Source organism: Corynebacterium sp. 22-2729 (genome assembly GCF_053479475.1).
The window spans coordinates 88,115-108,791 of the sequence record NZ_JBRBCA010000004.1 but is presented as its reverse complement, the minus strand read 5'-3'; the positions used below and the strand labels follow the sequence as shown (position 1 = coordinate 108,791).

The following is a 20,677-nucleotide window of genomic DNA, read 5'->3' as shown; positions in this document are numbered from 1 at the left end:
AATAGTCGCGTTTGTGACTTTTGTACTGCTTTGCCCCCGCAGCGGCGCCGAGGTGCTCGCGGCGGAATACGCCGACTTCCTGAGCTACAGTGGCCTCACTCCAGCTGAGCTGGAACAAAGGCCGCTGGACAATCCCGGAGCCGATCTGGGCAGCTTCGACGGCGTGGAGGGAGTATTCATCGGCGGCTCGCCTTTTACGATCACCCGCCCAGTCGACGTGGACTGGCAGGAGACCATTTCCCAGAAGCTCGTCGACTTCATCACTATCGAGTCGGAACGGCAGCGCTTCGGAATCTTCTCCACGTGCTACGGCACCTCGATGTTGGCGCATTATCTCGATGGTGAGGTCAATAGTGCGTACTCCGAATCGGCCGGCACTAGCGAGGTTTCACTTACCGACGCCGGACGCATCGACCCGATCACTGGTGGCCTCCCCCAGCGTTTCACCGCGCTGACGGGGCACAAAGATTCCGTGGCCGAGGTGCCAAGTGAAGCTACTTTGCTAGCCACCGGCGAGACCTGCCCCGTGCAGATCTATCGCTATCGTGACAACGTGTGGACTAGCCAATTCCACCCCGAAATGGATGCTGCGGGCATCACACGTCGCCTGAGTTTTTATGAGGACGAGGGCTACTGCGACCCAGCCGAGATCGCAGAAACCTACGCCCACTTTGAAGGGCAGGACACAGCCGCGGCGAACTCGCTACTGCGGCGCTTTGTGGAGTATTCCCGCAGCTCACTGGGTATGGTGGGTTAAGCCAGTTCGACGATCTCCATGTAATCATCGTTCCATAGATCTTCCACACCATCTGGCAAAACGATGACTCGCTCCGGCTCCAGAGCCTTTACCGCGCCTGGGTCATGTGTCACCAGCACGACAGCGCCGGTGTAGGTGCGCAACGCATCGAGAACCTGCTCACGGGACTGCGGATCCAAGTTATTCGTCGGCTCGTCCAGCAGCAGCACATTGGCTCGAGAGCTCACGAGGGTGGCCAGTGCTAGGCGCGTCTTTTCGCCACCTGACAGAGTGCCAGCAGGCTGATCAAGCTGTTCGCCAGAGAACATAAAGGCGCCCAGCAGGCCGCGAAGATCTTGCTCGCCGGCATCGGGACAGGCTTCGATGGCATTGGCCCACACTGACTTATCCGGATCGATCGTGTCGTGTTCCTGGGCAAAGTAGCCGACCTTTAGGCCATGACCGGAGACAATGCCACCCTCGCCGTCGGTGCGTTCGACCCCGGCCAGAAGCTTGAGCAGTGTGGTCTTACCGGCGCCATTGAAGCCCAGCACGACCACGCGCGAGCCCTTGTCAATTGCCAAATCCACTCCGGCAAAGACCTCCAGCGAGCCATACATCTTGGTCAGCCCCTTGGCGAACATGGGGGTTTTGCCACAGGGGGCCGGCTCCGGGAAGCTGATATTGGCTACGCGGTCCTCCACGCGCACCTCATCGAGGCTGCCCAGCATTTTCTCCGCGCGGGCGGCCATCTGCTTGGCAGCCTTCGCCTTGGTAGCCTTTGCGCCAAGCTTGTCGGCCTGCTGCTTCAGTGCGCTGGCCTTCTTCTCGGCATTGACCTTCTCGCGGCGGCGACGCGCCTCATCGGTGGCGCGGGCATCTTTGTACTTCGACCAGCCCATGTTGTACACATCGGCTTCACCCCGTACCGCGTCAAGGAACCAGATCTTGTTGCAAACATCCTCCAACAGTTCCACATCGTGGCTGATCATGATCAGACCACCTTCGTGTTTGGAAAGGAAGCTGCGCAGCCAGGTAATGGAATCGGCATCCAGGTGGTTAGTCGGCTCGTCAAGCAGCAATGTTGTCTGAGAGCGTCCGGATCCGGCGGTGGCTGCAAAGAGGATCTGTGCGAGCTCCACGCGGCGGCGCTGGCCGCCCGAAAGGGTCTTGAGCTGCTGGTCAAGAATGCGACTTGGCAGGCCAAGAGAGTCGCAAATCTGTGCGGCCTCGCTGTCGGCCTCATAGCCACCGAGGGAGTGATATTTCTCCTCCAAACGGCTGTACTTTAGAATCGCCGCATCCCGCTGACTAGCCGATTCGCTCGTCTCCATGATCTCCTGCTGACGCTCCATGGATTGGCGAATACGGTCGAGGCCGCGGGCGGAAAGCACGCGATCGCGCGCGGTCTGCTCAATATCTCCCTCTTTTGAATCCTGTGGAAGATAGCCCATCTCGCCGCTGCGAGTGACAGAGCCGCCGTAGGGTTCGCCTTCGCCAGCTAGGATGCGCATCGTAGTAGTCTTGCCCGCGCCGTTGCGTCCGACCAGGCCGATGCGGTCGCCAGGCTGTACGCGTAGGTGCTGCCCGGGGGCGTTCAGCAGAGTTCGGGCCCCCACCCGAACCTCGAGGTCATTAGTAACAATCACAAGGAAGAAGCCTATCAGTCATCCCCGCCGACGACCCTCCCCACCCCATTAACACTGGCGCTGCGTTACTCGGGATCCCCACAGCCCCCGAGTCGCTGGCCTGTCTGTCGTCGACGGGGCCTGTATTTCATTCCCCCATTCTTCATTGCCCCACTTTAACGGTATGTTCGTACCGAGTAGGACAATGTTTATGTTAGAAACTGTGTTCAGGTTGCGCAGGCTAAGCGTTACATATCCTGCGGTACCTGTCCCCCAAACACTCAACCTAAACCTGAACTACGGCCACTTTAGTTTCTATTAGGTAGTTCTTATAGTTGTAGCTCTCTCGATAACCTAGCGGTGTGTCTTAGAACAATATAAGTAAACCACGGTGCTGTAAGTTCGGGGGTAAACCCAGTAATCTCCGCCACATTTCCACTTCCAGAAAGGAGTTTCTGTGGGTCGGCAGCTAGTGCTTAAAGGGTTCGGCCCCGCTGCGGCTTTGCTTGCTATACGAGCAGTTCAACGTGGGTTCTCAGTTGTTGCATACGATCCCTCTTTTACAGTGGGCAGCCCTACCCCATTTCCGGGTACCTACGGAGTGTTCACCCCACAAATCCCTTCTTGGGCAGACCCCCTATTTGGCCCGCCGACGCCATTAGGAATCGCTGCGGGATCGCCGCCGAGACAACGTGTGCTTGGCTTCACAAACCGCATGCTCGATCAAGAAGCTGTCGTCGAGGCGCTAGACAGGTATGGTGTGCAGATCATTCCAGAGGCACTCCCCGACGGCATGTCAGCCATTGATTGCACCGGTGCTCCGCGCACAGACGCTGCTCTGTGGCAGCTTGCGGTGGGGTGGTTTTTCCCCTTCGATAACTTTGACTTCGCTCCCACACACCCGAAAGCAAACGGAGTTCTCATGGATTGGGGCGTTCCCGATCTGAAAGATCCCTCAGCCCCGCCCAGCTTCTTCTATGCCCAACGCACAAGCGAGGGCTGGCTGTTTGAGGAAACGATCCTGGCGACGCACTGTAATGCAGATCCGGCCAGCCAGCAGGAATTATTCACGCTTCTGAGGGAACGGCTGGCTCAGCGGTGCTCATGGAAACGCCTCACCGAGGAACAGGTGATACGCGAAGAACAGGTGTCGATTCCAATGGGGACGCGGCGGCGTCACAAAGGAAAGAAATTCGGTGCCGCTGCAGGGTTCATTAACCCGGCAACGGGCTATTCGCTAGGCCATGCGTTAGAGGCAGTAGATGAATTCCTGGACGATCGACCGCTCGGCGGTTGGGCCGCCTACACATTGCGACAAATCGGTGGGGAGCTGACTGCGCGAGCTGATGGGGAAACCTTGAAGGACTTCTTCGGGCACTTCTTTGCTCTCGATACACGTCGGCAACTGGCGTACCTCACCGGACGGGATGGCCTAGCGGTGGCACGCACAATGTGGGCGCTGCGGAAGGGAGCGGGGCTGCGGCACAGATTCCTGCGACCGCTGTTTTGCCAACCGTGGTCGGTGGCACAAGCGGTGTGGGCTAGACGGTGAAACCGAGGAAGCGCAGCTGTTCGCGACCCTCTTCGTTAATCATGTGCGGGCCCCAAGCCGGGCTCCACACCCAATTGATCTGCAGGTCGGTAACCTCTTCGACGTTGCTCAGTACAGCATCGCGTGCCTGATCTTCCAGCACATCCTGCAGCGGGCAGGCCGGGGAGGTCAAGGTCATGTTCATCACAGCCTTCTTGTCCTCGATCCAGAGGTCGTAGACCAACCCCAGGTCAATAACGTTGATACCCAGCTCGGGATCGATAACGTCCAGCAGATGCTCTTCCACCTTCCCAGCAATGGCCATGTCTTCCGGGCTGCGCTCGGAGGGACCCTGCGGGGCCTTGTCCAACGGCGAGGGATCCATCTCCGGTGCGGTGGGCTCTGCAGCGTTTGCATTGTCAGTCATGGTAGGTTCCTTACTCTGCGTCGTGGGTTTCGGGGGCTACGCCGGCCTCAGTAGCGGCGGCCTCAAAGGCTTTCCAGCCGAGAAGAGCGCACTTCACTCGTGCCGGGTATTTTGATACGCCCGCGAAGGCGACACCGTCGCCGATGATGTCATCGTCGCCTTCGATCTTGCCGCGAGAAGTCACCATGCGCTCAAACTCGGCGAGCTTGGCGAAGGCCTCTTCGACCGGGCGGCCAACCAATTCCTCCGCCATAACGGACGTGGATGCCTGGCTGATGGAACAACCCACCGCATCATAGGAGATATCCTCCACGGTTTGGTTGTCCTCACTAAGATGCAGGCGCAGTGTCAACTCATCACCACACGACGTGTTGACATGGTGCACCTCAGATTCGAAAGGTTCGCGCAGGCCAGCGTGCTGCGGGTGCTTGTAGTGGTCCAGGATCACTTCCTGGTACATCTGTTCTAGTTTCATGTGACCGTGGATCCCCTTATGCGGTTCCGAAAAATTCCTGTGCCTTTGCGATGGCCGCAACTAGCGCGTCGACCTCCGAGAGGTCATTGTAAATGTAGAAGCTAGCGCGGGCAGTTGCCTGTACTCCCATGCACGTGTGCACCGGCCATGCGCAGTGGTGACCTACGCGAATACATACACCCTGGTCATCGACAACCTGGCCTAGGTCGTGCGGGTGAATGCCCTCGACGACAAAGCTCAGCGCACTACCACGATTCTGAGTGTCAGTGGGGCCGATAATGCGGAGGCCATCGATGGTCTGCAGCTGCTTGAGCGCGTAGGCGGTGATCTCAGCTTCGTGCTCTGTAACCTTGTCCATGCCAAGTTCATTGAGGTAGGCCACCGCTGCACCGAGTCCGACGACCTGTGAAGTCATTTGCGTTCCAGCTTCGAAACGCTGTGGAGCTTCGGTGAACGTGGTGCCTTCCATCGTCACCTTCTCCACCATCGAACCGCCGGTCAAGAAAGGCGGTAGCTGATCCATGTGCTGAGACTTGCCGTAGAGCACGCCGACGCCATTAGGTCCCAGCATCTTGTGGCCTGAGAATGCAGCGAAATCTACATCTAGCTCATGGAAATCCACGGGCATGTGCGGCACGGACTGGCATGCGTCCAATACAAAGATGGCATCCACAGCGCGGGCGCGTCGCACGGCCTCGGCCACGTCCAAAACAGCACCTGTGACATTGGACTGGTGCGTTAGCGCCACGACCTTGGTGCGTTCGCTGAGTTCAAGGCTATCCAGGTCAATTCGACCGTCTGAGGTGGCCGAGTACCACTTCAACGTAGCCCCGGTACGCTGGGCGAGTTCCTGCCACGGCACCAGGTTGGCATGGTGCTCCAGCTCAGAGACGACGATCTCATCGCCAGCGCTGACCTGCAGCTCTCCCGACCTTGGGTCGCCCAACATATACGCGACCTCATTCAATGCCTCTGTAGCATTCTTGGTAAACGCGATCTCGCGATCCTCTGCTCCAACGAAGGCCGCTATAGCCTCTCGCGCGGACTCGTATGCTTCTGTGGCCTCCTCCGCGATTTCGTAGGCACCACGGTGCACAGGGGCGTTGTGGGTGGTCAGGAATTCCCGTTCCGCATCGAGCACCTGCACAGGTCGCTGCGCGGTGGCGCCGGAATCCAGATAGACCAACTTCTTGCCATCGCGCACAGTGCGCGACAGGATCGGGAAGTCGCTGCGGATCTTCGCGGTGTCCAGGGAACCGTTTGAACTCACAAGTTCACACTTTCTGCCAGGTCAAGCTTGGCCGAGCAAGGTTGTAGGGAAAGAATAGGCGGGCGTGGCGAGGAGCGCGGAGGTGGAAGTCGTTATACGAACTTCTCGTAGCCCTCGGACTCCAGCTGCTGAGCCAGCTCCGGGCCACCGCTTTCCACGATGCGGCCCTTGGCAAACACGTGGACATACTCGGGCTTTACGTAGTTAAGGATGCGCTGGTAGTGGGTGATCATCAGCACGCCACCGTTCTCGCGCTCCTTGTAGCGGTTAATACCCTCGGAGACGACGCGCAGGGCGTCGACATCCAGGCCGGAGTCGGTCTCATCCAAGATGGCGAACTTCGGTTTCAGCAGACCCAGCTGGAGGATTTCGTGACGCTTCTTCTCACCACCGGAGAAGCCCTCGTTCACGGAGCGCTCAGAGAACGAAGGATCGATGGACAGCTCCTCCATTGCTGCGCGGGCTTCCTTCACCCACTCGCGGATCTTCGGAGCCTCACCGCGGACGGCTGTGGCGGAGGAACGTAGGAAGTTCGCCATGGATACGCCCGGTACCTCGGTCGGGTACTGCATCGCCAGGAACAGGCCAGCACGAGCGCGCTCGTCAACCTCCATGTCCAGCAGGTTCTCGCCATCGAGCAGCACCTCACCCTCGGTGATCTCGTAACGCGGGTGGCCGGCAATGGCATAGGACAAGGTGGACTTGCCGGAACCGTTCGGGCCCATGATGGCGTGGGTTTCACCGGAGTTGATGGTCAGGTTGACGCCGTGCAGGATCGGCTTCGGATCCTCGTTCTCGTCGGCCGGGACAACCTGCGCGTGCAGGTTCTTAATTTCCAAAGTGCTCATGGTGTGTAAAAGCTTTCTATGGGTTTTGGGAAGTAACTTCTTCGGTGGGGTTAAAGAACGGTGTGCTGGAGCTCTGCCTCGACCTTGTCCTCGAGCAGCTCCCGGATCTGTTCCTCCGGGATGCGCTTGATGACGTCGGTGAAGAAACCACGGACAATCAGCATTTTGGCGCTGGCCGGGTCAATACCGCGGGACTGTAGGTAGAACATGTGCTCGTCGTCGAAGCGACCCACCGTAGCAGCGTGGCCGGCGCCAACGATTTCACCCGTCTGGATCTCCAGGTTTGGCACTGCGTCGGCGCGGGCGCCGGAGGTCAGCAGCAGGTTGTTGTTCTTTTCGTAGGTGTCGGTACCGGTTGCATCCGGGCGGATCAATACGTCGCCGATCCATGCCGTGCGAGCCTCGCGGGCGTCCTTGCCCTTTTCCGGTTCGCCCTGCAAAGCACCCTTGTACAACACATTGGAGCGGCAGTTGCGGATAGAGTGATCCACCAACAGACGCTGCTCGAAATACTGGTTGGCATCGGCGAAGTACAGTCCCAGCAGTTCTGCGTCACCGCCGGTGTCCGTGTAACGCACGTGTGGAACAGAACGCACTACGTGACCACCGAAGGCTGCGTAGTAGTGGCGCACAACCGCATCGCGACCGACCTGAATATGGGAGTTCGACAGGTGTACAGCGTCGTCGTTCCAATCCTCGAAGACCACGGTGGTCAACTTCGCACCATCGCCAACAACAAACTCCACGTTGTCGGAGTGAGCACCGGAACCCTCATAACGGACGAACACCACTGCCTCGGCGTGCGACTCAAGCTCGACGACGAGGGTGCCGTAGGAGACCTCGTCCTCGCCGGGACCGTCGATGGTGACGGTTACCGGAGACTGCAATGCAGCATCCTTGGTAATGCGCAGGTAGTCGGCCTCCTGGGTGTTTTCCCAAGCCTGTGCCGCTGCACGATCCACGGGTGCGCCCGCGCGACCGAGACGCTCATCGCCTTGCTGGAGCTGTTCGATAGCCACGCTGGGGGCGTCGTTATCAGCCACATCGACCGCGACAGCGGCGCGCTTGCCAGCCTTAGCCTTCCCATCGTGTAGGCCGCGCAGTTCACGCAGCGGGGTGAAGCGCCAGTCCTCGTCCTTACCGTGCGGAACGGCGAAGTCCGCAGCCGAGAAAGAGGTGAAACGGTCGCCTTTGGTCTGGTGGCTCGTACCAGCCTTGACGGGCGTGATTGTCGCTTCGGTTTCGTTTAGTGGGGTGGTCATTTGGTTTAACCCACCGATCCTTCCATCTGCAGTTCGATAAGACGGTTGAGCTCCAGGGCATACTCCATGGGCAGCTCCTTGGCAATGGGCTCGACGAAGCCACGGACAATCATCGCCATAGCCTCCTCTTCCTCGATGCCGCGGGACATCAGGTAGAACAGCTGATCCTCGGAGACCTGGGAGACCGTGGCTTCGTGGCCGAGCGTGACATGGTCGTTGCGAATGTCGTTGTACGGATATGTATCCGAACGCGAAATGGAATCGACCAGCAACGCATCACACTCAACGTTCGACGCCGAGTGGTGGGCATCCTTGTTCACCTGCACCAGACCGCGGTAAGCGGCGCGGCCGCCAGCGCGGGCGACGGACTTCGACACGATGTTCGAGCTCGTGTGCGGAGCCATGTGCACCATCTTTGCACCCGTGTCCTGGAACTGTCCCTCGCCAGCGAAGGCCACGGAAAGAACCTCGCCCTTTGCATGCGGGCCGGTCATCCAAACCGCTGGGTACTTCATTGTGACCTTGGAGCCGATGTTGCCGTCGACCCACTCCATGGTGCCGCCCTCTTCGCACTTCGTGCGCTTAGTGACGAGATTGTAGACGTTGTTAGACCAGTTCTGGATCGTGGTGTAGCGGCAGCGGCCACCCTTCTTCACAATGATCTCCACGACGGCAGAGTGCAGCGAGTCGGTCTTGTAAATCGGAGCGGTACAACCCTCGACGTAGTGGACATAAGCGTCCTCGTCGACGATGATCAGGGTGCGCTCGAACTGGCCCATGTTCTCGGTGTTAATACGGAAATAAGCCTGCAGCGGAATATCTACGTGTACGCCCTTCGGCACGTAGATAAAGGAACCACCGGACCACACTGCGGTGTTCAAAGCGGAGAACTTGTTGTCGCCGGCGGGGATGACGCTGCCGAAGTATTCCTCAAACAATTCCGGGTAGTCCCGCAGACCGGTATCCGTGTCAACGAAGATCACACCCTGGCTCTCGAGGTCCTCGCGAATCTGGTGGTAAACAACCTCCGATTCGTACTGCGCGGCCACGCCAGCCACGAGACGCTGCTTCTCAGCCTCCGGGATGCCCAGCTTGTCGTAGGTGTTCTTAATGTCCTCCGGCAGGTCATCCCAGGTCTGAGCTTGCTTCTCGGTGGAGCGAACAAAGTACTTAATGTTGTCGAAGTCGATATCGCTAAGATCCGCACCCCACGTCGGCAGCGGCTTCTTGTCGAAGATCTCCAGAGCCTTCAGGCGACGCTTCAGCATCCACTCCGGCTCATTCTTCTTTGCGGAAATATCGCGGACGACATCCTCATTAAGACCACGGCGGGCAGAGGCGCCGGCAGCATCGGAATCGTGCCAGCCATAGCCATACGCGCCGATGGAATCAATGATCTCTTCGTCTGTCTGGGGTTTGGTTTCAGGTGTTTGTGCAGCTTGAGTCATGGTTTAACTTTCCTTCTTGGGGGAAGGGGCAATGGTTCTAAGCGGAATATGAGTGGTGCAGACACCGTTTCCGTCGGCAATTGTTGCCAACGGTTGAGTGTGCTGACCCAGAAGCTCTGCGACCACTCGGTGCTCCGCCGCGCACAGTTCTGGGAACTCGTGAGCGACATCTTGGATCGGGCAGTGGTGACGGCAAATCTGGACGCCACCGCCTGCACTATCGACAGTGGCTGCATAGCCTCTCTCGGTGAGCACATCGGCAATGGCCTTAGCCCTTGCAGCCACATCTGCGTCGGCGTCCGGCACGTCCTTCAGTAGGTCATGCACACGCTGGGCGGCGAAATCCTCCACCGCCTCTTCCCCACCCGCAGAGCGGAGGGCACGCAGTGCCAGCAAGGCAAGAGTGTCGTAATCATGTCCAAACTCCGCCCGGCCTTCGTCGGTAAGCCGGAAAAGCTTGGCAGGCCGTCCACGTTGCCCGGAGCGAGGCGCTTCGACGACCTCGGCGAGGCCGTCTGACACGATGTTGTCTAAGTGACGCCTAACGCCGGCGGCGCTTAAGCCAAACGCCTCGCTAATGTCCGATGCGCTCACCGGACCGTGACGCAGCACGTGCAACAAAATGCGGTGCCGCGTGTCACGCTCTGTGGTTGGCTGCGATGAGCGTTCCTCAGATGTCCGTGCCACGCTATACCTCCTTCTGTCGCGAATAGTGTGCGTCGGTGCGATTAGTCTGTGCGATCAGTCAGTGCGACTAAACGACTAAAAATGTGCCTACATGATTAGACAACAAAAGTGTGTCGTAAATATTCCGTCTTGTCTACTAAGGTAACCCTGCCTTAGTTGCCACACATCGCTGTGACGTAGCTCAATTAGCTCTGTGGTGCTGGTCACGGCCATGGCTAAGGAGAATTTCCCACGACCTTCGGTAGAATTCCCACCTATGACTACCCCCACTTCGGACGCACCGGACACCCTGGCTAACTCCAGCGGTACCCGCTTCTTGCGACCGTGGCGGAGGTTCAGGGAACAATTGCCTCAACTTGGCCTCGCGGGATCGCGCTCGGCTCAGCTGCACTCTGAATCCGAGGGCGACAACGCTCCGGAAAGCTCTGTACAGCTCCAACCACTCAACCGTGCCCTGTCCATGAGGCTTTACGTCGCCGTCTTCTTGGGCGCCCTGGGCACGATGCTGATCACCGTCGGAGGGCTTGGCGCCGGCGCGTTTCCCGTGGTTCACAATCCCTATTGGGATTTCCCAGGTGTGAACACTTTGGCGAGAATGCTGCACTCCACCACCGTCATGGTTTTCGTAGGCATCGGGTTCCTGGTCTACGGCTGGCTCTTACTGCTGCGTTTCGCTGTCTCCACCCCCGGTAGGCCGAACCACCCGATTCCCGTCCGCACGTATTGGCGCACGTTCTTCGTGTGGGTCACCCCGTTGATGTTCACCCCGCCACTGTTTACTCAGGACATCTACTCCTACCTCGCACAAGGAGCCATCGCCGCCAAAGGCTGGGATCCTTACGGCGGAGGCCCGGTTGACTTGCTGGGAATTGACGATCCCCTGGCTCGCTCCGTGCCTTTGATGTGGGCACACTCCCCTGCGCCCTATGGGCCGGTCGCCCTGGGCTATGGAGAAGTGATCTCCATGCTCACAGGTAACTCGATCATTCTCGGCATCGTACTGCACCGCCTCGTGGCCATCTTGGGTCTTGCTCTGAGTGGTTGGGCACTCGTGCGTTTGGCGCGCCGCTGTGGCGTGTCCAGTGGTGCGGCGCTGTGGCTGGGCGTACTTAACCCACTGGCGATCCTCCACCTTATTGGCGGCATCCATAACGAGGCCGCGTTGATCGGCCTGCTCCTCGCTGGCATGGAATTGGTCTTGCGCGGGGTGGACAAGGAAGATCGCCCCCTTACTAGTCGTTGGATCCTCATCATCGGCGGATTCGTACTGATCACAATGGCTGGCATGGTGAAGGTCACCGCGCTGATCGGTTTGGGATTTGCCGGTGCAGCGCTGGCGCGTTGGTTTGGCGGTCGCCTTGTCGATCTGTGCACCGCCGCCGCGGTTGCTGTGGCGGTCTCCGCGACGGCCGCAGTGGTGATGTCTCTGCTCACTGGTGTGGGCTTTGGCTGGATCACCTCCCAAGGCGGAGCTGCAGAGATCATCTCCTGGATGTCCATCACCACCTCCCTCGGCCTAGCCTCAGGTGCGCTGGGCGGAGTCCTGGGGCTCGGAGATCACATTGACTCCTCCCTAGTTGTCTTCCGTACTTTGGGATTGCTAGTGGGCGGCTTTTGGGTGGTGCGTATGCTCTGGGCCTCATTCCGCGGGCGTATTCACCCCGTGGGCGGTTTGGGAGTGGCCACCCTCATCTTGGTGCTCTTCTTCCCCGTCGTACACCCCTGGTACCTCCTATGGGCGATTCTCCCGCTTGCGGCCTGGGCAAATCGCCGGGCGTTCCACCTCACCGCCATTATCTACTCAGTGGTCTTTAGCTTCTTTATCCTGCCCCGGGGTTTATCGCTTCCGACCTCAACCGTCATTTACATCTACCTGATGAGCCTGGTGTTCTTCTTGGTAGTGGTGTCAATTATGAAGTGGCTGGCGGGTGGAAACGCAGACCTGGCGGAAGCCATGTCGATTCGCGACGGCACTTCTGACGAACAGTGGCGACGCTACGTAATACACCGCCAGCGGACTAGACTCTCTCTACATGACAACAGGACCTGATTCACAGGCACCCGGTAGCGAGCCCATACTGCAACTCCGCGATGTCGTCAAAACTTTTGGCGATCGCCACGCGGTCAACGGCCTCAGCTTCAATCTCGCTGCCGGCCAGGTGCTCGCACTACTCGGCCCCAACGGCGCCGGCAAGACCACGACCGTCGAGATGTGCGAGGGTTTTATTCAACCCACTGAAGGAAGTATTCGAGTCTTCGGTCTGGATCCGGCGCTTCACTCGGACGAGGTTCGCAGCCGCATCGGCGTGATGCTGCAAGGTGGCGGCGCTTATCCCGGTATCCGCGTGGGAGAGATGCTGCGTTTGGTGGCGTCATATTCAAAGAATCCCTTGGATCCGGAATGGTTGCTCCAGACCGTCGGCCTGAAGGGCCACGAGAAGACACCCTATAGGCGCCTTTCGGGTGGCCAACAACAACGACTCAGTCTCGCCTGTGCGCTGGTCGGTCGTCCGGAGCTGGTGTTCCTCGACGAACCCACGGCGGGGCTCGATGCACAGTCCCGACTGGCGGTGTGGGATCTCGTAGCTTCCCTGAAGCGTGACGGTGTGGCTGTCATCTTGACCACGCACCTGATGGATGAAGCCGAAGCACTGGCCGACCAGGTGGTCATTATCGACTCCGGACGGGTAGTTGCAGCAGGCACACCGGAGGAAATGACTTCACACAACGACCCGAATTCTACGGCTGCGTGGCTTTCCGTTCAGGTTGATTCCGACGCCCCACTCCCCGACGTCACCGCGGCCATTGCCAAGCACACACAAGCACAGTTGACAGTGGACGAAATCCGGCCCCGACATTTCAAGCTAGAGGCCCCGGAGTTTTCTCCGCAGACGATTGCCGACGTTGCCGCAGCATTCGCTGAGCTGGGAGTGATGATTAGCCAGCTGGTAGTTAACCGACAGTCGCTGGAGGACGTGTTCCTCTCTATCACCGGAAAGGACATTCGCTCATGAAAAGCACCAGCCGCTTCGAACCCGGTTTCTTCGCTCCGGCGCCGCAACAGGCCAAATCCTTTGACATTGTAAAGGCACAGGCCAAGATCGAATCCTTGCTATTCTTGCGCCACGGCGAGCAGCAACTGCTCTCTATGGTCATTCCGTTGGGACTGCTTATTGGTTTGACGCTGGTTCCCGGCGATGATGCATCCCACGCTGTGACCCGTATCTTCCCCATGGCGCTGGCGATTGCCCTCATGGGCGCCGGTTTCACCGGACAGGCCATCGCCGTAGCCTTCGACCGCCGCTATGGTGCCCTGAAGCGCATCGGCGCTGCAGGTGTGCCGACGTGGGCGCTGATCGCCGGGAAGGTAGTGGCCGTATGCATTGTGGTACTGCTGCAGGTTCTGGTTCTGTCTATCGCAGCTTTTGCCTTGGGCTGGCGCCCGGACATCGTTGGATTTCCAGCGGCGTTGCTGACCGCGGTGGTGGGCGTGGCAGCCTTCACAAGCCTGGGGCTGCTTCTGGGCGGCACTCTCAGCTCTGAACTGGTGCTGGCGCTGGGCAATACGATTTGGTTCGTATTATTGGGCGCAGCGGTGTACGCCACGATGACGACACCCGCCGGCGAGAGCGTCAACGGATTCCTTATGGCCGTCCCCTCGGTAGCTTTGATGGAGGGTTTTCACACGGCAGTCGAAACCGGGGGCTGCAACCTTGTTGCGCTGGCGAGCCTGCTGGCATGGGCGGTTGTAGGCACCGGCCTTGCTCTAAAATTCTTCCGCTTCACCATGGAGAGCGACTAGTACCTTTCTGGTTTAGGCAATTAGCCCCGCGACATGGGGTTACGTTAGTCTTAAGGCGTGCTAGAGACTATGAAACGACGCGCCACGGAGGAGAGTAATCCCTTCGTCAAGGCGCTGCTGAAGCTGTACGCATTCGTTTATGCAGCAGACCGCAAATTCGGTTTCCCCCGCCCCGTCACCGCGCCGACTATCCGCCGTCAGCGTCTATTTGCCATCATCCTGCTGGCTTGCCAGACGGGAATCACCTTCACTGGATCACTGGTGCGCGTGACAGGTTCCGGCCTGGGATGTGACACCTGGCCTCAGTGCCACCCAGGATCGCTGCTTCCCGTGCCGGGTTCGGCTCCGTGGATTCACCAACTGATTGAGTTCGGCAACCGAACGCTGACGTTCGTCCTGATCATCGCCTGCCTCATATGCTTCATTGCGGTAGTGCGAGCCGCGCGCCGCTCCTCAATCCTCCACCTGGCTTTCGTCCAGGGAATCGGCATTATCGCCCAGGCAGTAATTGGTGGAATCACCGTCCACATGGATCTCATGTGGTGGATGGTTGCGCTGCACTTCCTGCCGAGCATGCTGCTGGTATTCCTGGCCGCCAAACTAGTTGTGCGAATCGGCGAACCCGATGACGGCGAAATGCAGCCGCTGATGCCCCGACCGTTGCGCATCCTCACTGATGGCTCTGCGATTAGCTTGGCAGTGGTGCTTATGACCGGCACTTTGGTTACCAGCGCGGGTCCCCATGCTGGCGATGAGGCTATTTTGCCGGAGCACCGACTGCAGGTGCCTCTGATCGACATGGCACACATCCACGCTGGCTTTATGTACCTATACTTGGGGCTCACGATCGGCCTGTTGGCGGGCGTCTTTGCTCTGAATCTTGAGCGCCGCATCAAGACTGCTTCCTACTGGGTTATTGCCGCGATTATCGTACAGGCTGCCATTGGCATCATGCAGTACTGGTTGGGTGTGCCCCGCTGGTCCGTTCCGTTGCACGTCATCGGCTCCGGCCTCACTACCGCCGCCACCGGATTCCTGTGGGCACTGAAGTCCCGCTACAGCGGTGGCAACGCCAGCCACACGGGCACCACCACCGGGGATAGCCAGCGCCACGAGGCTGTCAACGCCAAAGACGGCTAATATACAGAGTCCAGGGTTATTGTCTAGCTGACAGCGACGAGGGGTCGAACCATGACTCAGCCGACGCGCATGCCGCGCACCACACTGAAGTTCAACTCGGGGGTCGATACTCCACTGGTGCCTGAACGGGGCGAACGCTACTACTCCACCCCCAACCCGATGCGGGATAACAGTGGGGCCTTTGAAGCAATAAAGGCAGCGGGTCCGCAGCCTTACGCTCGGGACCTGCCGGGTCGCATGATTATCTTCCTGGTCGTTGGGTTCTTCGGTGCCGTCTTCGCTGCTATTGGTCTCGTGCTGATTCTCAGCAAACTTCGCCGAGGGGTTGCAACGGCCGATAGTCTCCGTCTCACGGATACGGTCTTTTTCATCGTTGGAATAATCTTCGTCGTTGTCGCGGTCTACTCGATCTCCAGCGCCCTAGCACGACGCAGGCGAATCGTCACCGCCTGGAAGAATGGCTGGATCGACTACTACCCAGCGCTGGTTGGGCAGGTCTATCATTGCCGCACCGAAAGGCGAGAAAGCGAATCTTCAGGCTCAACGTTCTATTACTATTATCGGGCGCCTCTCCACGTGCTTTACCCTGATGGCTCGTTCCGGCAGATGCACTCCTTCGAGTTTGAGATGAAGCGCAAGCCCGACTGGTATCGCACCCGTTTTAATATGGCCTCATCGGCGGAAACCGCTGTCGTGGATGGTTTGAACAATAACGGCTGGGCGATCGTCGGTATCAGTCGTCGACCCGGGCAAACCCACGCGGAGCTCGATTCCGGGCTCACGAAGAAACAGTGCGAAGCCGTATTCAACCTCGCCGAACGCGATTGGCTCAGAACGGCTTGGTGATCCTAGCCGTGATCCTAGGTCGTGATCCTAACCGAGCACAGCCTCGGCGAGAGTCTGCCAGCCCAGCACGGCATCAACAGACAGAGCCACGAACAGTAGCGACAGGTAGTTGTTCGACAGGAAGAACAGCTGCATCGGCTTGACCGGGGTGCCGTTTTTCACGCCACGGTGCAGCAGATGCGCCTTGATAATGAACCAGGCGCCGGACAGCACAGCCGCTGCCAGGTAGATCCAGCTAGCGGCGGGAACCAGTAGCAGCGAAGTGACCACGGTCGCCCACGTGTAGGCAAGAATCTGGCGCGTAACCTCCAGCGGAGGTTTAACGACAGGCATCATGGGCACGCCCGCGGCTTCATAGTCCTCGCGGTAACGCATGCCAAGAGCCCAGGTATGCGGTGGCGTCCAAAAGAAAATAACCATGAACAAAATGAGCGCCTGGGCCCATGACAACCAGCCTGCGTGGAACGCCCCGCCGTTGTTATCGGTGATTACGGCCCAGCCAACTACGACGGGCATACAGCCGGCCGCGCCACCCCAGATGACGTTTTGCCAGGTACGGCGCTTCAACCACTTGGTGTAGACATAGACGTAAAACCAGTTCGTCAGCACGATGAACCCGGCGGCCAGCCACGAATGGCAGAGGAAGCCGAGCCACAGCACCGAGATAATGAGCAACACCCAGGCGAAGATGCGCGCTTCGCTGACGGAAACGGTCTGACGAGCCGTCGGACGGCGCCGGGTGCGACGCATCAGCTGATCTATGTCGTGATCGACGACGTTATTGAAGGTGTTAGCAGCCCCGGCTCCCATCCAGCCGCCGATAAGGGTCAGCAGGATAAGACCGAAGTTCACTTCGCCGCGTTGTGCCTGCAACATTGCAGGAATCGTGGCTACCAGCAATAGCTCAATGACCCTAGGTTTGGTCAGTGCTATGTATGCCTTGGCCGTCTCAGCGAATGTCTTCACCGGCTGCCTCGCCTCCAAGTTCAGGTCATGCAGTTCCACCTGCAGTCTATCCATTCCGCGTCTAACGCTACCCGAGCGTTTCATGCTGGCCGAACCGCGCCCTCGGAACAAGTGTCCGTGGCACTGAAAGCCTTGCTAATGCACGGGATTCAGGCGTGCATCTCTATATGGTCGGCTGGAGCGCCGATAAAGTTCCAACTTTCAGTAAAAAGGTTATGGCACACCCTGATACAAAATTGGCGCCCACCATCTGTGCCCACTAGCCACGGCGGTCGGCCGCGACCATTAGTATGTATGGGGTATTCAGCTTGATGAAGAAAGGCAACTGACAGTGACTCTCTCCCCAGAACAGCAGGCACTCACCGTGCGGAATTACCCAGCCGACTGGACGGAGACCGACACGCGCGCGGTCGACCTCGCCCGTGTGCTGGCTGCTGATGCCGTTGAAAAGTGCGGATCCGGTCACCCCGGTACGGCAATGAGCCTGGCACCGCTGGCTTACACCCTGTACCAGCGTGTGTTGCGACACGATCCGAAGGATGTTCACTGGGTAGGTAGGGATCGCTTTGTGCTGTCGGCGGGTCACTCGTCCCTGACGCAGTACATTCAGCTGTTTTTGGGTGGTTTCGGCCTGGAGCTAGAGGATCTGCAGGCGCTACGCACCTGGGGGTCCAAGACCCCAGGCCACCCGGAGGTTCATCACACCGACGGTGTGGAGATCACTACCGGCCCTCTTGGCCAGGGTCTGGCTTCCGCGGTGGGTATGGCTATGGCTTCCCGCCGTGAGCGCGCGCTATTCGACCCGGAGGCACCGGCGGGCGAGTCGCCTTTTGACCACTTCATCTACGTCATTGCTTCCGACGGCGACGTGCAGGAGGGCGTAACCTCTGAGGCTTCGTCGCTGGCCGGTACCCAGCAGCTGGGTAACCTCATTGTCTTCTGGGACGACAACGGCATTTCCATCGAAGACCAGACCCAGATCGCCTTCACCGAGGACGTCGTGGCCCGCTACGCCTCGTACGGCTGGCAGACCCTTGAGGTCACCGGTGAGGACGTCGAGGGCATTCTGGACGCTGTTGAGCGTGCGAAAGCGGACACAACTCGCCCGACCTTCGTCCGACTGAGCAGCGTTATTGCCTACCCGGCACCTACGAAGATGGACACCGGTGCATCCCACGGCGCAGCCCTGGGCGCAGAGGAAATCACCGGCATCAAGCAGGCGCTGGACTTCCCCGACGAGCCGTTCCCGGTAGAGGACAACGTAATCGCCCACACCCGCGGTCTGGTCGAGCGCGGCGCGGAGGCGCACAAGCAGTGGCAGGGTCTTTTCGACGCCTGGGCGGAGAAGAACCCGGAGAACAAGGCTCTGTTTGACCGTCTCTACTCCCGTGAACTTCCGACGGATTTCGATGCCGAGATTCCCAGCTGGGAGGCCGGCGAGTCCCTGGCCACACGTAAAGCCTCGGAGGCTACGCTACAGGCACTGGGCAAGACTCTGCCTGAGCTGTGGGGTGGCTCGGCCGACCTCGCTGGCTCCACAAACACCATCATCAAGGGCTCCCCGAGCTTCGGTCCGGAGGCCATCACCACCCGCAGCTTTACTACGGAACCCGGCGGACGGAACCTGCACTTCGGCATCCGCGAGCACGGCATGGTAGCCATCTTGAACGGCATTGCACTGCACGGGCCGACCCGTCCCTATGGCGCTACCTTCCTGCAGTTTTCTGACTACGCCCGTGGTGCCATTCGCCTGGGCGCGCTGATGAAGTCGGACGTCTATCACGTATGGACCCACGATTCCATCGGCTTGGGCGAGGATGGTCCGACCCACCAGCCGGTCGAGCACCTGGCCTCTCTGCGTGCTATCCCCCACCTGGCAGTAATTCGCCCAGCGGATGCTAACGAGGCCGCCGCTGGGTGGGTTGCCGCCTTGCGCGCCGAGGAATCGCCGAAGGCATTGATTCTGACGCGCCAGAACGTGCCTGTGCTGGAAGGCACGCAGGAAAAAGCTGCCGAAGGTGTGGCCCGCGGAGCCTATGTGCTGGTCGAGGAGTCCACTGACACCCCAGAAGTTATCTTGCTGGCTACGGGCTCTGAGGTACAGCTCGCCGTCGAAGCCGCCAAGGAGCTGGAGAACCAGGGCGTGGGCACTCGTGTTGTATCCATGCCAGTTATGGAGTGGTTCTTGGAGCAGGATGCTGAGTACCAGGAGCAGGTGCTTCCGAGCTCCGTCACCGCCCGTGTTTCCGTCGAGGCTGGCATTGCGATGCCGTGGCACCGTTTCGTAGGCCTCAACGGTCGTACGGTTTCCCTGGAACACTACGGTGCTTCCGCGGACTACCAGACTCTATACCGCGAGTTCGGCATTACCGCAGAGGCTGTCGTCGCAGCGGCTCACGATTCCATTGCCGCCAACAAGTAATTTCTGACCCCGTTTACCCCCGTTTACAAGGACTGATCCTTCACCTATGAGCACTCCCGCCAACATCGAAGCCCTTGCCGCCGCCGGTACCTCCGTGTGGTTGGATGACCTGTCCCGCGACCGCCTGCGCTCCGGTAACCTCGCCGAGGTAATCGAGAACAAGGGCGTAGTTGGTGTAACCACCAACCCGGCGATTTTTGCCAAAGCTATGTCCCAGGGAACCGCCTACGACGAACAGCTACGCGAGCTCGCTGCCGCGGGTACCCCAGCAGATAGCGCCGTGTTCGAAATGGCTGCGGACGATGTTGCGGATGCTTGCGATGTGTTCTTCCCCCTCTACGAACGCACGGAGGGATTCGATGGCCGCGTTTCTTTGGAGGTCGACCCGCGCCTAGCCAATGAGCGCGAGGCCACGGTTACCCAGGCCAAGGAACTGGCTGCCAAGGTCGGACGCGACAATCTTATGATTAAGATTCCCGCCACGGAGGAATGCCTTCCTGCGATCACTGAAGTCTTGGCTGAGGGAATCAGCGTCAACGTCACTTTGATTTTCTCTGTCTCCCGCTACATTCAGGTGATGGAAGCTTTCATTGAGGGCATTAACCGTGCTGCCGAAGAGGGCAAAGATCTCTCCAAGATTCACTCCGTGGCTAGCTTCTTTGTCTCCCGCGTGGATACCGAGATCGACAAGCGCTTAGATAGCATCGGCTCCGAAGCAGCCAAGCAGCTGAAGGGCAAGGCGGGCGTGGCCAATGCCCAACTGGCCTATGCTGCCTTCGAGGAGCAGCTGCTAAACAACCCCGAATGGCAGAAGCTGGCCGACAAGGGAGCTCGAGTACAGCGCCCACTGTGGGCGTCAACCTCAGTAAAGAACCCGGAGTACCCAGATACCTTGTACGTCACCGAGCTGGCCGGCCCGCACACCGTCAACACGATGCCAGAGAACACGCTGGACGCGACGATCGGCCATGGAGAAATCCGTGGCGATTCGCTGTCCGGAACTGCATCCCAGGCACATGTGGTTTTCGCCAGCCTGGACGAGGTCGGAGTGAATCTGGCCGAGGTGTGGGCCGTGCTAGAAGATGAAGGTGTGGAAAAGTTCGTAGCCTCGTGGAACGAACTTTTGGGCACCCTCGCAGAGCAGCTGAACGCAAAATAGCAACCCCCGACTACCCCACGTAACAGAGGA

18 protein-coding genes are annotated in these 20,677 nt (G+C 59.2%); 9 read left to right on the top strand and 9 right to left on the bottom strand.

What is annotated here, in order from left to right:
* Window positions 1-13: 13 nt before the first annotated feature.
* The gene (locus ACUY2T_RS04105; protein ID WP_448307671.1) at window positions 14-757 is read left to right on the top strand and encodes a glutamine amidotransferase; all 744 of its coding nucleotides are present in this window, start codon (window positions 14-16) and stop codon (window positions 755-757) included.
* Here the strand turns inward: ACUY2T_RS04105 and ACUY2T_RS04100 are convergent.
* Window positions 754-2,385 carry an ABC-F family ATP-binding cassette domain-containing protein gene (locus tag ACUY2T_RS04100; protein ID WP_448307670.1) on the bottom strand — a complete coding sequence of 544 codons (1,632 nt, stop codon included), beginning with the start codon at window positions 2,383-2,385 and terminating at the stop codon, window positions 754-756. The two genes, ACUY2T_RS04105 and ACUY2T_RS04100, sit on opposite strands and share 4 nt — an antisense overlap.
* 694 nt (window positions 2,386-3,079) lie before the next feature.
* Here ACUY2T_RS04100 and ACUY2T_RS04095 point away from each other — a divergent pair.
* Window positions 3,080-3,916 (top strand): lycopene cyclase family protein, encoded by an 837-nt coding sequence (locus ACUY2T_RS04095; protein ID WP_448307669.1) that lies wholly within the window; start codon window positions 3,080-3,082, stop codon window positions 3,914-3,916.
* On the opposite strand, the gene ACUY2T_RS04090 is transcribed toward ACUY2T_RS04095, so the two are convergent.
* The 7 genes from ACUY2T_RS04090 to ACUY2T_RS04060 all read right to left on the bottom strand — a co-directional run bounded on the left by ACUY2T_RS04090 (window position 3,906) and on the right by ACUY2T_RS04060 (window position 10,312).
* Window positions 3,906-4,322: a metal-sulfur cluster assembly factor gene (locus ACUY2T_RS04090; RefSeq protein WP_448307668.1), complete on the bottom strand. Its 417-nt coding sequence runs from the start codon at window positions 4,320-4,322 to the stop codon at window positions 3,906-3,908. The genes ACUY2T_RS04095 and ACUY2T_RS04090 overlap by 11 nt on opposite strands.
* A 10-nt stretch (window positions 4,323-4,332) precedes the next feature.
* The gene (sufU, locus tag ACUY2T_RS04085) at window positions 4,333-4,797 is read right to left on the bottom strand and encodes a Fe-S cluster assembly sulfur transfer protein SufU (protein WP_448307667.1); all 465 of its coding nucleotides are present in this window, start codon (window positions 4,795-4,797) and stop codon (window positions 4,333-4,335) included.
* A gap of 16 nt (window positions 4,798-4,813) precedes the next feature.
* Window positions 4,814-6,067: a cysteine desulfurase gene (locus ACUY2T_RS04080; RefSeq protein ID WP_448307666.1), complete on the bottom strand. Its 1,254-nt coding sequence runs from the start codon at window positions 6,065-6,067 to the stop codon at window positions 4,814-4,816.
* Between the two features lie 92 nt (window positions 6,068-6,159).
* Window positions 6,160-6,915, bottom strand: a complete 756-nt coding sequence (gene sufC, locus ACUY2T_RS04075) for a Fe-S cluster assembly ATPase SufC (protein ID WP_448307665.1) — start codon at window positions 6,913-6,915, stop codon at window positions 6,160-6,162.
* Between the two features lie 50 nt (window positions 6,916-6,965).
* Window positions 6,966-8,177 carry a Fe-S cluster assembly protein SufD gene (sufD, locus tag ACUY2T_RS04070; RefSeq protein WP_448307664.1) on the bottom strand — a complete coding sequence of 404 codons (1,212 nt, stop codon included), beginning with the start codon at window positions 8,175-8,177 and terminating at the stop codon, window positions 6,966-6,968.
* A gap of 5 nt (window positions 8,178-8,182) precedes the next feature.
* Window positions 8,183-9,625 (bottom strand): Fe-S cluster assembly protein SufB, encoded by a 1,443-nt coding sequence (sufB, locus tag ACUY2T_RS04065; RefSeq protein WP_293791258.1) that lies wholly within the window; start codon window positions 9,623-9,625, stop codon window positions 8,183-8,185.
* A gap of 3 nt (window positions 9,626-9,628) precedes the next feature.
* Complete coding sequence (locus ACUY2T_RS04060; RefSeq protein WP_448307663.1) at window positions 9,629-10,312, bottom strand: helix-turn-helix transcriptional regulator; 684 nt, start codon at window positions 10,310-10,312, stop codon at window positions 9,629-9,631.
* A 256-nt stretch (window positions 10,313-10,568) separates the two neighbouring features.
* Between ACUY2T_RS04060 and mptB the strand changes: the two genes are divergently transcribed.
* The 5 genes from mptB to ACUY2T_RS04035 all read left to right on the top strand — a co-directional run bounded on the left by mptB (window position 10,569) and on the right by ACUY2T_RS04035 (window position 16,100).
* Window positions 10,569-12,362, top strand: a complete 1,794-nt coding sequence (gene mptB / locus ACUY2T_RS04055) for a polyprenol phosphomannose-dependent alpha 1,6 mannosyltransferase MptB (RefSeq protein ID WP_448307662.1) — start codon at window positions 10,569-10,571, stop codon at window positions 12,360-12,362.
* On the top strand, window positions 12,346-13,326 hold the full coding sequence (locus ACUY2T_RS04050) for an ABC transporter ATP-binding protein (protein WP_448307661.1): 981 nt from the start codon (window positions 12,346-12,348) through the stop codon (window positions 13,324-13,326). The genes mptB and ACUY2T_RS04050 overlap by 17 nt, the downstream gene beginning before the upstream one ends.
* Window positions 13,323-14,114, top strand: coding sequence for an ABC transporter permease (locus ACUY2T_RS04045; protein WP_448307660.1), 792 nt, complete (start codon window positions 13,323-13,325; stop codon window positions 14,112-14,114). Before ACUY2T_RS04050 ends, ACUY2T_RS04045 begins: the two co-directional genes overlap by 4 nt.
* A 69-nt stretch (window positions 14,115-14,183) precedes the next feature.
* Window positions 14,184-15,254, top strand: a complete 1,071-nt coding sequence (locus ACUY2T_RS04040) for a COX15/CtaA family protein (protein WP_448307659.1) — start codon at window positions 14,184-14,186, stop codon at window positions 15,252-15,254.
* A 51-nt stretch (window positions 15,255-15,305) separates the two neighbouring features.
* Window positions 15,306-16,100 carry a hypothetical protein gene (locus ACUY2T_RS04035; protein WP_448307658.1) on the top strand — a complete coding sequence of 265 codons (795 nt, stop codon included), beginning with the start codon at window positions 15,306-15,308 and terminating at the stop codon, window positions 16,098-16,100.
* Window positions 16,101-16,127: 27 nt separating this feature from the next.
* Here ACUY2T_RS04035 and ACUY2T_RS04030 read toward each other — a convergent pair whose 3' ends face one another.
* A complete protein-coding gene (locus ACUY2T_RS04030) occupies window positions 16,128-17,120 on the bottom strand; it encodes a heme o synthase (RefSeq protein WP_448307657.1) in 993 nt (330 codons plus the stop codon).
* A 277-nt stretch (window positions 17,121-17,397) separates the two neighbouring features.
* On the opposite strand from ACUY2T_RS04030, the gene tkt reads away from it, so the two are divergent.
* Window positions 17,398-19,488, top strand: coding sequence for a transketolase (tkt, locus tag ACUY2T_RS04025; protein ID WP_448307656.1), 2,091 nt, complete (start codon window positions 17,398-17,400; stop codon window positions 19,486-19,488).
* 46 nt (window positions 19,489-19,534) lie between these two features.
* Window positions 19,535-20,647 carry a transaldolase gene (tal, locus tag ACUY2T_RS04020; RefSeq protein ID WP_448307655.1) on the top strand — a complete coding sequence of 371 codons (1,113 nt, stop codon included), beginning with the start codon at window positions 19,535-19,537 and terminating at the stop codon, window positions 20,645-20,647.
* Window positions 20,648-20,677: the final 30 nt, after the last annotated feature.

Excerpts from the sequence above, each read along its gene's own strand:
- ACUY2T_RS04095 (WP_448307669.1), top strand. The coding sequence starts at position 3,080 with ATGCTCGATCAAGAAGCTGTCGTCGAGGCGCTAGACAGGTATGGTGTG.
- ACUY2T_RS04090 (WP_448307668.1), bottom strand. The coding sequence starts at position 4,322 with ATGACTGACAATGCAAACGCTGCAGAGCCCACCGCACCGGAGATGGAT.
- sufU (WP_448307667.1), bottom strand. The coding sequence starts at position 4,797 with ATGAAACTAGAACAGATGTACCAGGAAGTGATCCTGGACCACTACAAG.
- sufC (WP_448307665.1), bottom strand. The coding sequence starts at position 6,915 with ATGAGCACTTTGGAAATTAAGAACCTGCACGCGCAGGTTGTCCCGGCC.
- sufD (WP_448307664.1), bottom strand. The coding sequence starts at position 8,177 with ATGACCACCCCACTAAACGAAACCGAAGCGACAATCACGCCCGTCAAG.
- sufB (WP_293791258.1), bottom strand. The coding sequence starts at position 9,625 with ATGACTCAAGCTGCACAAACACCTGAAACCAAACCCCAGACAGACGAA.
- mptB (WP_448307662.1), top strand. The coding sequence starts at position 10,569 with ATGACTACCCCCACTTCGGACGCACCGGACACCCTGGCTAACTCCAGC.
- ACUY2T_RS04050 (WP_448307661.1), top strand. The coding sequence starts at position 12,346 with ATGACAACAGGACCTGATTCACAGGCACCCGGTAGCGAGCCCATACTG.
- ACUY2T_RS04045 (WP_448307660.1), top strand. The coding sequence starts at position 13,323 with ATGAAAAGCACCAGCCGCTTCGAACCCGGTTTCTTCGCTCCGGCGCCG.
- ACUY2T_RS04040 (WP_448307659.1), top strand. The coding sequence starts at position 14,184 with ATGAAACGACGCGCCACGGAGGAGAGTAATCCCTTCGTCAAGGCGCTG.
- ACUY2T_RS04035 (WP_448307658.1), top strand. The coding sequence starts at position 15,306 with ATGACTCAGCCGACGCGCATGCCGCGCACCACACTGAAGTTCAACTCG.
- ACUY2T_RS04030 (WP_448307657.1), bottom strand. The coding sequence starts at position 17,120 with ATGGATAGACTGCAGGTGGAACTGCATGACCTGAACTTGGAGGCGAGG.
- tal (WP_448307655.1), top strand. The coding sequence starts at position 19,535 with ATGAGCACTCCCGCCAACATCGAAGCCCTTGCCGCCGCCGGTACCTCC.